The following is an 11,577-nucleotide window of genomic DNA, read 5'->3' as shown; positions in this document are numbered from 1 at the left end:
GCTCACGCCTGCGCGGGCGGCGTGGAAGAAATTTTTTCTGTGCTGAGGGGAGAGACGGGCGAAGAGGGCCGACTTTGTAAAGATACGCGGCGGCGCGAATCGTAATCAAAAGTCGCAAATTGTTTCGGAACCGAAACGAACTGGCGTGGCCCCGGAGGCGCGATGAGGCCCTCTTGAAGCACGGACGCCATCACGCGTCAATGACGGCGTGGTCGCGGTGCACGAAGAGCTAGTACATGACTTCAGGTAGCGTTGAATGCAACGAAATGTGAATGTGCGTAAGCCTAATGGCCTTGGGCCGCCCCGTCCATCACGGAAATCCGTGAGCGGCCAATGAAAACCGGAGTTCGGATGGGGCTGGCGTTCGCGAATCCGCCCCGTTCCCTGGCGATGGCTAGGGCTTCTGGAATTCCAAAGCCTGGGGTGCGGCGGCCGGCTTGAACGCAGCGGTCGTCAGCGACTTGGCATTCAGGTCGAAACTCATCAGATCGATGCTGCGAAGCGTCGGGTCGTCGTAGGTTTTCACGTAGAACTTCCTGTTGGAGAGATCTGCGATCGTCGACCACTGCGTGTACTCGAGCGGCACCTTGGAGGTCTCATTTCCGGAGCCTTCCTTGATCCATCCGATCGGAATGTCGAAGTTGTTCAGGATGTGTTCGGTGAGGCGAACGCTCTCGATGCCGCCCTGCCTGCGTTGTGCTGAAAGCGTGTAGCCCAGGGCGCGAACGAATCGCGAGGGCGGGGTCGGATCGCCCGGAATGCCGAGCATGCCCGAGCCCTGCCCTAGGGGAGTGATCGTCTGCCCCTCCAGCTTGAGATCGGGCGCGTTGGCGGCCGACAGCTTCACGTAGTTCCTGAGATTGGTCATATGCCAATCGAAGGGCGGCGAGTTGGTCATGACCCCCAGGGGGTTGTCGTAGACCTTCAGCACGCCGTCCACCGGTTCCACCACGATGGACGCCCCGGACGCATCATGCAGCGTGTAGTGGAGCGGAGGCACGATGCCGAGGTTCGGCTGCTTGACATCGACGATCAAAATGCCGGACAGGGCCGCCTTGACTTCCGCGACGGTGGCGAAGCTGGTCAACGCCCAGCCAATGAAGTCCCATGGCGCGAGCGATTTCGCAGGATGCGTCTTCGCCGGATCGGCGTAGCCGGCAAAGCCCGGGAAATAGAGGGCGCCACCAGCGAGCCCCTTTTCGTTCATGCCGTCGATGACCGTCGTGATCCCGAGCGCGTTGACGCCGACGACGGCGTATCTGGATTTCCAGGCCATGCCCGGCTTGCCCTCGGGACCGGTGGCGGCCATCGCATATTGGCGAGGCACCACGATGGCGCTCGACTGGAGCGGGAACGCGAACTCCATGGTGCGGCCGTAGACGGCGCCACCGTCGGTGGTCCGCACGAGAAAGCTCGTGCAGGCCAGTGCAACGTCGGGAACGACCAAGGCTGCAGCGACGGCCAGTGCCGTCATGCCTTGGGCGAATTTGCGCCCGCAGGCGCTCGAACGTGAAGACTTGGAAATCATGATCAGACCCTTCTTTTTCTACCAGCGCACCTTCACGCCGAGGCTGGCGTTGATCCCGCTGCTCGCGCGCGCATCGCCGCCCGAGGCCCAGAGCTTGCCGAGTTCGCCGTAGAGGCTGGTGGTACTCGACAGCGCCAGCGTCGCGCCCGCGGCCAGCTCGGTGCTGGTGCCGCCGGTGCGGGTGCCGATGTCGGCGAAGCCGCCCGGGCCGATGAAGCGCGCGATGTCCGTGCCCTTGCTGCTGCTGTAGACGTTCAGCCGGCCATAGGGCTGCAGCACGCCCGCGGCGGTCGTGACCTCACCCTTGAGGCGCAGGCCCACGCGCGCGATCCAGCCGTTGTGGCTGTCCTGCTGCACGGTGGCGCCGGCGATGGCGACCTCGTCGAGATCGACGCGCTGGTGCATCAGCTGAAGCTGCGGCTCGAGCGCCCAGCCGGGCGCGAGCTGGACGCTCTGACCCACCTCGACCGAGGCCAGCAGGCTGTCGCCCTTGCCGTGGCTCGCCAGCGCGAGCTGCGGCGAGACGTCGTAGCGATGGCGTCCGCCCTGCAGCACCGCGTCGGCATAGAAGCCGCCCTCATGGCGCCAGGTGGCGTAGGCGCCGAGGTAGCGGCTGCGCAGGTCGTTGCGGCCCACCGCCAGGTGGGCGACGCCGCGCGCGAAGCCCGTGACGCTCATGTCGCCCTCGAGCTGGCCGACGTAGACGCCCGCGCGCCAGTTCGGGTCGGCCCACAGGTCGGTGCCGGCCTGAAAGCCGTTCAGGCGGCCTTCGCTGTCGGGGCTCACGGCGCCGGTCTGGCTCACCGTGCGGTCGGTGCTGATGGCGCGCCCCCAAGCCTGACGCGGCGCACCGGCGCCCGACTCGTCGCCCACGCGCTGGTGCAGGTTGCTCAGCATCACGAAGTTGCCCTGGCGCAACTGCTCGGGCAGCGCGGCGAACTGCGGGACTTCGGGGCGGTACATCGGCACCGCGATGGGCGGGGCGCTCGGAGCCGCAATGGACGGCGTGGTCGGAGGCGGCACGACGATCGCGGTGGAGCGCAGATACCAGTTCTCGCCGGCGCCGCCCGCATCGGCCGCGTGCAGGCGGTACTCGAAGGCACCGGCATCGACATGGCCACCGGCGAGCGCGAACGCATCTTTCGTGGTCTGCGCCGTGGTGGTGGCGCCGTTGAGCGCGCTGATGACTTCGATGCCGTTGCCGTTCGTCAATGCACCCAGGCCGCCGAGCTTGACGATCTGCACGGTGGTCTTGCCGGTGGCGATCGCGGTGGCGCCGTCGAGGATCAGCCGGTCACTGACGCTGCTGCTGCCGCCGAGCGCCGTGCCCAGGCGCAGCGTACCGTTGTTGCCGACCCAGGGGCCCTTGACCGTCAGCGTGGTGCCGGGCGCGCTGCCGGCGAGCGAGACTGTGCCGCCGTTGGCCATGGACGCGATGGAATGGCTGAAGCCGGCCAGATCCAGCGTACCACCCGAAGTCACCGAATAGGCTGAAGTGGAACTCAGTGTGCCGACCGCGCCCGCGCGCATCGTGCCGGCCGTCACGCGCGTTGCGCCGGCGTAGGTGTTGGCTGCTGCAAGAACCGTTGTGCCGGGACCGCTCTGGCTCACCACCCCGCTGCTGGCCGTTCCGATGATCGGCACGGCGAAGCTGTAGCTGCTGTCGGTATGGTTGAAGTCGACCCGCCCCGCACCAGCACTCAATTCGACAGACGCTGCCTCCAGCACACCCGGGGCTTCGGCGGCCTGCCCCAGGGCGCCGCCGATGCTCAATGTGCCCGTGGACGCGGCAGCGCTGGCGATCTTCATGGCGCCAGTGCCCGCCATCAAGGACGCCTTGCCCCCATTGGCCAATCGCAGAGAACCCGCGCCAGCCCTTGCGATCTCGAGACTGATGCCCGTAGAGGCCGCGGTCGAAATCAATTCCGAGCCGCTGCCCGAGACGGTGACGGACGCCGTGCGGCCCGCGGTGGTTCCAATGCGTGCCCACGAAGTGGACACGACGCCGCCATCGAGAATTGTCAAGGTTCCACCATGCACGCCCGTCTGGCCGGAATCGATCCGCGAGCCAGGCCCAGTCACCGTCACGGTGCCGGTGCCACCCTGTGAGCTCAGCGCGCCGATGCCGCCAATGCCGAAGGAGGCACTCTGGATCCGGCCTCCGGCGGTGACGTCGATGAAGCCCGTTCCCCGGCTGACGGTCAGCCCGCTGACCGAGACGAGGGACCCTGTGCCATCGACCCTGAGCCTTCCCGTCGTACCCGCGGTATCGCCCATCACGAGCTGATTCGTCGAGCGGAACTCGCCGCCGTTCAGCACGTTCAGGGAGCTTCCGGCCACTGAGCTCACGCGTGATGGACCCGTGCGCGCATCCATCCAGGAACCTGCCCCGGTGATGGTGGCGCTCGCGTTATCGCCGACTACCTCCAACCCCGCATCGCCGACGCCATTGCCGAATGTGATCTGCCCGCCGTTCTGGACACGCACCGCGCCCGCGCCAATCACCATGCGATTGACGTAACTGCTGCCCGTGCCGGTCAGGATCAGCGTGCCGGCACCGTCCTTGGTCAAACGGCTGAGGCCGGTCATCTTGCCATCGACGGTCACTGTCGCGCCTGCCGCGGCATTGATGTTCCCGTTGCCTGTGGTGGCGAGCGTGAAGCCGCCCAAGCTGATGGTGAGCGCCTTGGTCGCGGCGGGAAGGGTGCCGGGTGACGCGATCGTGAAGCCGTTGAGGAGCGTGATCGTTGACGCCGCATCCGCACTCGCATTGGCCTGGCTGATTGCCAGGGCGAGTTCCGCCTCGGTCGACGCTGTGTAGGACGCCGCATGCGCCTGCGGGAGCATCCCGCCCGTGACAGAGACAAGCAGCCCGAGCACCGCGTGAGGAACGAGCCGCCTGGCGGCCCCGCCGCTTCCGATCTTTCCACGCCCGTGCGCCACCTCCGACACCGCCACCCAGGCGCCCAGCGCGCCATTCCACACCGACCGATAGGACCTGTTCACTGCAATCGACTCCACCTGGTTTTGAAACGTTCTCGAACGCACCGAGAAACACAAGTGACATCTGGATGCAAGAATGGCGACTGTCTGCAATCAGTTGCTTCGCGTCAACTTCGCTTCCTTTCAGAAAGTGTCGGTTCCTTTCAATCGCGTCGATGGGGGCGGATCTCTGAAAGATCAGGACTTCGCCGGCAGCTCACCGGCGCCTCCCAGCGCCTTCGACACCGCCACCAGGCCCAGGGCCAGGCGGCTTGTGCTCTCGGTGTAGTCGCGCTGCGCCTGCAGCCAGGTGCGCTGGGCATCGAGCTGCACCAGGAAGTCGGTCAGGCCGTGCGCGTAGCGCACCTGGGCCAGCTGCAGCGCGTCGCGGCTGCTGCGCTCGCGCTCGGCCAGTTGCACGTTGCGCAGCCGCTCCGCCGAATAGGCGCTCAATGCATCGTCGATCTCGTGCCAGGCCTTCAGCACGGTCTGCTGGTAGGCCACGGCGGCCTCCTGCTGCTGCAGCTCGCGCAGGGTCACGGTGGCGCGCCGGCGCCCGCCATCGAAGACCGGCAGTTGCAGGCTGGGCCCGACGAACCATTGGCGGCTGCCCCAGTCGCCGAAGGTGCTGGCGTTGACGGACTCGAAGCCGAAGCTGGCGCCGATCGTGATGCGCGGATAGAGGTCCGCCACGGCGACGCCGATGTTCGCAGTGGCCGCATGCAGCTGCGCCTGGGCGAGCTGGATGTCGGGGCGGCGCAGCGCCAGCTCCGAGGGCAGGCCCAGTGACAGGTCGGGCAAAGCGCGTTCGGCCGCGTCGGGCCGGTCCGCAAGCTGCGCCTGCAGCGCGCCGGGCCGCTCGCCGAGCAGCAGCGTGATCTGGTTCACGGCCGCCGCCTCCTGCGCCAGCAGCTGGGGCAGGCGGGCGCGCAGATCGGCCGCCTGGGCGCGCTGCCGCGTGACGTCGAGATCGGTGGTGAGGCCGCCGTCGGCGCGCGCCTTGACCAGCTCCAGCGTTTCCTCCGAAGCGGCGATGTCGGCGCGTGCGATGCGGATCTGGCGCTGCACCGCGCGCAGCGCGAAGTAGTGGCGCGCGAGCTCGGCCTGCAGGCTGAGCTGCACCTGCGCCAGCAGCGCTTGCGAGGCCGCGACGTCGGCGTCGGCGGCCTCGATCGAGCGCCGCACGCGGCCCCACAGGTCGATCTCCCAGGTGGCGTCGAAGCCGGCCTCGTACAGGTCGTGCGGATCGCTCAGCGTCTGGATCAGCTGCCTGCGGTTCAGGGGATTGAGGGCATCGATCAGCCGCGTGGGGTCGCCGTCCTCGCTCTGCCGCGCGCGCCGCGCGCCGGCCCGCGCGCCGACCTGCGGAACCTGCTGCGACTGGACGACCTGCAGCTGCGTGCGGCTCTGCGCGAAGCGCAGCGCGGCGGTTTGCAGGTCAGGGCTCGCGGCCAGCGCTCGCGCTTCCAGCGCATCGAGCACCGGGTCGCCGAACATGCGCCAGTCGGCCGGCGCCGCCGTGCTTGCGCGCTCGCGTTCCTGCGGCGCGACCAGCTCCGGCGAGCCGCCGTGCCAGTCCGCGAAGTTCGCGGGCGCCGCCGGCGTTTCGGGCTTGAAATCGGGTCCGACCGCACAGCCGGCCAGCGCCAGCGCCGCCAGCCAGGCCAGGCGATGCAGGGAGCGAACGGAGGTTTTCATCTCGGTCTCCTTGGGAGAAAGGGCTTCAGACCAGGCGATGGCGGAACAGCCAGGCGGCCAGCGGCAGCGTGATGGCCGCGATGACGAAGAGCGGAATGAGGTTGTGCCAGACGGTGAGCAGTCCCACGCCTTCGAGGTACACGCGCTGCACGAGATCGATGGCGAAGCGCAGCGGGTTGGCCAGCGTCGCGATCTGCAGCACGCGCGGCATGTTGCTCACCGGCGTGGTCAGGCCCGACAGCAGCATCATCGGCATGATCAGCACGAAGGTGTAGAGCATGGCCTGCTGCATGTTGGCCGACACGGCCGAGATCGACAGGCCGATGCCCACGCTCGCGATGGTGAAGAACGACAGCCCGATGTAGAGCGTGACGAAGGAGCCCGCCATCGGCACCCTGAACCACAGCAGCGTGATGAGCAGCACGAGGGTGGACTGCACGAGCCCGATCAGCACCGGCGGGATGGCCTTGCCGATCATGATCTCGGTGGGCGACAGCGGCGTGACCAGCAACTGGTCGAAGGTGCCTTGCTCGCGCTCGCGCGCCACGGAGAGGGCGGTCAGCAGCAGGGTCTGGATCATGCTGAGCGCGGCGATCATGCCGGGCATGAAGTTCCAGCGCGTTTCGAGGTTGGGGTTGAACCACGCGCGCGATTCGATCGAGACCGGCGCCTGGCGCCCGCCGTGCCGCCGGCGCCATTCGTCGTTGAAGCCGGCCACGACCGAACTGACGAAGCCCGCCGCCGAGCCCGCGGTGTTGGAGTTGCGCGCATCGATGATCACCTGGATCGGCGCCGCCTCGCCGGCGTGGAGCTGCTGCGCGAACTGCGGCCCGATCTGGATCACGACCAGCGCGTCCTGCGCATTCACGATGGGCGTGATCTGCTCGGGCGAGGTGAGCGTCGCCGCGCGGCGGAAGACGCCGGTGCCGTCCAGCCTGGCGATGAGCGCGGTCGATGCGCCGCTGTGGCTCTGGTCGAGCAGCGCGTAGTCGACGCGGCTCAGGTCGTAGGTGGCGGCATAGCCGAAGAGCAGGCTTTGCATCAGCGCCGGCACGATGAGGATGACGCGGCTGGACGGGTCCTTGAGGATCGCCAGCAGCTCCTTGCGGCAGAGGTGGGCGACGCGCCGCACGAAGTCGATGAAAGAGCCGTTCATGGTCTTCAATCCAGCCTCTTGCGCGTGACGAAGCGCGCGACCGCGAGCAGCACCAGCGCGTACACGGCGAGGATCGCGCAGTTCCGCAGGATGAGCGACCACACGTTGCCCGCGAGGAACAGCGTGCGGATCAGCTCCATGAAATACGTGGCCGGCAGGGCCTGCCCGACGATGCGCACGACGGTCGGCACGTTGCGCAGGTCGAACAGAAAGCCCGACAGCATCAGCGACGGCAGGAAGCTCGAAATCAGCGCCACCTGGCTCGCGAGGAACTGGTTGCGCGTGACGGAAGAGATGACGAGGCCCACGGCCACCGCGACCAGCAGATAGAGCATCGCGCTGACGACGATCGCGGCGAGCGAGCCATGCATCGGCACCTCGAACAGGAAGCGCGCGGCGACGAGGCACAGCAGCAGTCCGGCCATGCCGATGCCGAAGTAGGGAATGATCTTCGCCAGCAGGATTTCCACCGGACGCACGGGCGTGACGAACAAGGCCTCCAGCGTGCCGCGCTCCCATTCGCGCGCCATCACGAGCGCCGTGAGAAAGGCGCCGACCAGCGTCATGATGAGCACGATCAGCCCCGGCACGAGGTACCAGGTGCTGGTGTTGGCGGCGTTAAACCACAGCCGCTGCTCGATGACGACCACGCCGATGCCCGGCGCCGCGCCCCCGGCGCCGCGGTCGGCCAGCCGCAGCGCGTTCTGCGCCAGGGCGCCGCTCGCGTAGCGCAGCACGGTGGCGGCCTTGTTCGCATCGGCGCCGTGCACGATCACCTGGATGCTGGCGTCGCCGGCCGCGAGCCGGCGCGAGAAGTCGCCGGGCACGCGCACGATGCCGTCGACCTGGCGCTGGTGCATCAGCGCCTCGGCGTCGTGCATCGAGGTCAGCATGACCGGCGAGATGTACGGCGTGAGCTGCAGGCCCGAGACGGCCTGCACGGCGGTGGGCGAGGTGTCTTCGAGCACGACCGCCATCGGCGCGTTCTTGACGTCGAGCGAGAGCCCGTAGCCGAAGATCAGGATCAGGATGATCGGCAGCAGGATGCCGATCGCGAGGCTGCTCGGGTCGCGCACCAGCTGCCGCGTCTCCTTGCGCGTGAGCGCGATCAGCCGCTGCCAGAAGCGGCTGTGGGGGGCGGGAGGCGGCGCGGGCGCGGTCATGGAGATGCTCTCGCGGCGTCGCGGGCCTGGGTCACGATGTCGATGAAGGCCTCCTCCATGCTGAGCCGGCTGTCGGGGGCGCTGCCCGCCTGCACGCGCACCTGCTGCGGCGTGCCGATGGCGAGCAGCTTGCCGGCGTCCTGGATCACGATGCGGTCGCAGTACTCGGCCTCTTCCATGAAGTGCGTGGTGATGATCACCGTCACGCCCGCCTGGGCCAGCGCCGTGATGCGGCGCCAGAACTCGCGCCGCGCCAGCGGATCGGTGCCGCTCGTGGGCTCGTCGAGAAAGAGGATTTCCGGCTCGTGCAGCAGGCCGGTCGCCATCGCGAGGCGCTGCTTGTAGCCGCCGGGCAACTGTCCGCTGGTCGCATGTTCCTGGCCGAGCAGGTCGAACTGCTGCAGCACCGTCTGCATGCGCTCGCGCAGCCGCTGCCCGCGCAGGCCGTAGGCGCCGCCGAAGAACTGCAGGTTCTCGGCGACGGTGAGGTTGCCGTAGAGCGCGAACTTCTGCGAGACGTAGCCGATCCGCCCGCGTGCCTGCGCGCGCGCGGTGCGCAGGTTCATGCCCGCCACCTGCAGGAAGCCGCTGCTGGCCGGCAGCAGTCCGCAGAGCATGCGGAAGGTGGTGGTCTTGCCGGCGCCGTTGGGGCCGAGCAGGCCGAAGATCTCGCCGCGCCGCACGTCGAAGCTGGTGCTCGCGACGGCGGTGAAGTCGCCGAACTTGCGCACCAGGTCCTTGACCTGGATGACGACCTCCTGCGTGTCGGCGGCGGGCGGTGCCGCCTGCGCGGGCGCGTGCACGGCCGCCGCGGTGGCGGTTTTCTGCTGCGCGCGCAGCAGCACCATGAATCCGTCCTCCAGGCGCGCGGGCACGGGCTCCGCTGGCGCACCGTCGAGCAGCGCGTTCACGGACGCGGCCTCGGCGTCGGGCCGGCGGATGAAGCGCACTTCACCGCCTTGCGGCACGGCATCGATGATCGAGGCGGGCGCATCGAGCAGGCGCGCCTGCAAGGTGCGCGGCGCCGTGCCGCGAGGCGGCGTCGTGACGAAGCAGAGGCCTTTCGCGTTCGCGCGCAGCTGCTGCGGCGCGCCTTGCGCGATCAGCCGGCCGCCGTGCAGCACGAAGACCTGCGCGCAGCGCTCGGCCTCGTCGAGGTAGGCGGTGCTGACGACCACCGAGAGGTGCTCGTCGTCGACCAGCTGCCGCACGATCTCCCAGAGCTCGCGCCGCGACAGCGGGTCGACGCCGACCGTGGGTTCGTCGAGCAGCAGCAGCTCGGGCGAACGCACCAGCGTGCAGGCCAGCCCCAGCTTCTGCTTCATGCCGCCCGAGAGCTTGCCGGCCGGGCGGGCCGTGAAGCGGCCCAGGTCGGTCATCGCCATCAGGCGCGCATAGCGCTCGCGCCGGGTCGCCTTGTCGACCCCGTGCAGGTCGGCATAGAGGTCGAGGTTCTCCTGCACGCTGAGGTCTTCGTAGAGGCCGAAGCGCTGCGGCATGTAGCTGATGCGGTCCTGCACCGCCTGCGGCCGGCTCGCCACGTCGATGCCCAGGACCTCGAGCCGGCCCCGGTCGGCGCGCATCAGGCCGGCCGCGAGCCGCAGCAGGGTGGTCTTGCCGGCGCCGTCCGGGCCGACCAGCGCGGCCAGCGTGCCGGCGGGGATCTCGAGCGAGACATCGTCGAGCGCGAGCGTGCCCTCGGCCGAGCCTTTCTGCGCAAAGTGCTTGCGCAGGCCTTGTCCCACCAGCGCCGGCGCGGCGGGGTCCATCAGCGTGGGCTCCCCGCCATGCGCGCGTCGCCGTCCGGCACGAGGCGCACCGTCACCGGCATGCCCAGCCGCAGGCGGTCGCCGGGGTCTTCGGCGAGCACGCGGATCTCGTAGACCAGGCTGCTGCGCAGCTGCTCGGTCTGGACGGTCTTGGGCGTGAACTCCGCCACCGACGAGATGTAGCCGACCTTTCCCTGGAGCGGCTCGCCGGGGTGGCTGTCGGTCGACAGCGTCGCGGCCATGCCCGGCCTGACGCGCCCGAGGTCCGCCTCGCTGACGTAGGCGCGCACCCACTTGGGGTCGGTGATCGCGAGCGTGAAGACCGGGCGCTGCGGCGACGCCATGTCGCCCGGCTCCATCAGGCGCGCACGCACCACCGCATCGATGGGCGCGCTGAGCCGGGCTTCCTGCAACTGGTGGCGCAGCACCGCGAGTGCCGCGGTGGCGACGTCGAGCTGCGCCTGGGCCTGTGCGATGTCTTCCTTGCGCGGGCCGGCGACCACGAGCTGCTGCGCCTTGCGCGCGTTCTCGAGTTGCGCCTCGGCCACCTTCCGGCGCGCCTGTGCGGCGTCCAGATCCTGCTGGCTGACGGCGCGGCCGGCGGTGGTCTGGCGGATCGACTGCAGCCGCTCGAGCTGCTGGCGGGCCAGTTCGGCATCGGCCTGCGCCGCGGCGACCTGGGTGCGCGACTGCGCCACTTCCTCGGGCCGGCTGCCGGCCTTGAGGCGCTGCAGCACCTGCGACTGGCTGGCGATCTGGGCTTCGGCCTGGGCCGCCTGCAGCTGCAGGGTGCGCGTGTCGAGCTCGCCGAGCACCTGCCCGGCCTTCACGCGGTCGCCTTCCTGGACCTCGAGCCGGGCGATGCGCTCGCTGCCGTTGAAGGCCAGCGACACCTGGCGCAGGTCGACGTTGCCATAGAGCACCAGTTGCTGCGCGTCCGCCGGCTGCCGATGGACGTACCAGGCCACGAAAACAGCGGCCGCGACGAGGACGACGGCGCCTGCAAGGAACGGTTTCTTGTTCATGGTCTGCTCTCGCGCGCCGGGGCGGCGGCACAAGGTCCTGGTCGGAAAAGGTGGCCGGATGATATCAAATTGGAATTCAAATTCAAATTACCCCGGATCGGCCATCTGCCCTTCCAGTGGAGGTTTTGCAGCCAAGTTGCGTGAACTATGTCAAGTTCGCCGTGATAACTTGGCATCGCCCGGGAAGATCCGCGCCGCCCCTCTCTTAAAGTCGAAGTGAAAGGCAGCAGCGTTCGGAACGGGCCGGGGAATAGGC

The 11,577-nt window shown here is 68.7% G+C and carries 7 protein-coding genes; all 7 read right to left on the bottom strand.

The window, feature by feature from the left end; all coding sequences use genetic code 11:
- Positions 1-394 precede the first annotated feature (394 nt).
- The 7 genes from AB4Z46_RS08545 to AB4Z46_RS08515 all read right to left on the bottom strand — a co-directional run bounded on the left by AB4Z46_RS08545 (position 395) and on the right by AB4Z46_RS08515 (position 11,321).
- Positions 395-1,474 (bottom strand): linear amide C-N hydrolase, encoded by a 1,080-nt coding sequence (locus tag AB4Z46_RS08545; RefSeq protein WP_442283049.1) that lies wholly within the window; start codon positions 1,472-1,474, stop codon positions 395-397.
- Between the two features lie 72 nt (positions 1,475-1,546).
- On the bottom strand, positions 1,547-4,534 hold the full coding sequence (locus tag AB4Z46_RS08540) for an autotransporter outer membrane beta-barrel domain-containing protein (RefSeq protein ID WP_442283048.1): 2,988 nt from the start codon (positions 4,532-4,534) through the stop codon (positions 1,547-1,549).
- Between the two features lie 174 nt (positions 4,535-4,708).
- Positions 4,709-6,208, bottom strand: a complete 1,500-nt coding sequence (locus tag AB4Z46_RS08535) for an efflux transporter outer membrane subunit (RefSeq protein ID WP_442283047.1) — start codon at positions 6,206-6,208, stop codon at positions 4,709-4,711.
- Between the two features lie 25 nt (positions 6,209-6,233).
- Entirely contained in the window at positions 6,234-7,364 is a 1,131-nt protein-coding gene (locus tag AB4Z46_RS08530) for an ABC transporter permease (RefSeq protein WP_442283046.1), read from the bottom strand.
- A 5-nt stretch (positions 7,365-7,369) separates the two neighbouring features.
- Entirely contained in the window at positions 7,370-8,527 is a 1,158-nt protein-coding gene (locus AB4Z46_RS08525; RefSeq protein WP_442283045.1) for an ABC transporter permease, read from the bottom strand.
- Positions 8,524-10,296 (bottom strand): ATP-binding cassette domain-containing protein, encoded by a 1,773-nt coding sequence (locus tag AB4Z46_RS08520; protein ID WP_442283044.1) that lies wholly within the window; start codon positions 10,294-10,296, stop codon positions 8,524-8,526. The genes AB4Z46_RS08525 and AB4Z46_RS08520 overlap by 4 nt, the downstream gene beginning before the upstream one ends.
- Positions 10,296-11,321 carry an HlyD family efflux transporter periplasmic adaptor subunit gene (locus AB4Z46_RS08515; protein WP_442283043.1) on the bottom strand — a complete coding sequence of 342 codons (1,026 nt, stop codon included), beginning with the start codon at positions 11,319-11,321 and terminating at the stop codon, positions 10,296-10,298. Before AB4Z46_RS08515 ends, AB4Z46_RS08520 begins: the two co-directional genes overlap by 1 nt.
- Between the last annotated feature and the right edge of the window lie 256 nt (positions 11,322-11,577).

The organism is Variovorax sp. M-6 (genome assembly GCF_052114385.1).
GTDB lineage: Bacteria > Pseudomonadota > Gammaproteobacteria > Burkholderiales > Burkholderiaceae_C > Variovorax.
The sequence above is the reverse complement of the archived record's forward strand: the minus strand, read 5'-3'. Positions and strand labels throughout refer to the sequence as shown.

Bases quoted from the DNA above. Each gene is read 5' to 3' on its own strand.
- AB4Z46_RS08545 (WP_442283049.1), bottom strand. From the start codon at position 1,474: ATGACGGCACTGGCCGTCGCTGCAGCCTTGGTCGTTCCCGACGTTGCA.
- AB4Z46_RS08535 (WP_442283047.1), bottom strand. From the start codon at position 6,208: ATGAAAACCTCCGTTCGCTCCCTGCATCGCCTGGCCTGGCTGGCGGCG.
- AB4Z46_RS08530 (WP_442283046.1), bottom strand. From the start codon at position 7,364: ATGAACGGCTCTTTCATCGACTTCGTGCGGCGCGTCGCCCACCTCTGC.
- AB4Z46_RS08525 (WP_442283045.1), bottom strand. From the start codon at position 8,527: ATGACCGCGCCCGCGCCGCCTCCCGCCCCCCACAGCCGCTTCTGGCAG.
- AB4Z46_RS08520 (WP_442283044.1), bottom strand. From the start codon at position 10,296: ATGGACCCCGCCGCGCCGGCGCTGGTGGGACAAGGCCTGCGCAAGCAC.
- AB4Z46_RS08515 (WP_442283043.1), bottom strand. From the start codon at position 11,321: ATGAACAAGAAACCGTTCCTTGCAGGCGCCGTCGTCCTCGTCGCGGCC.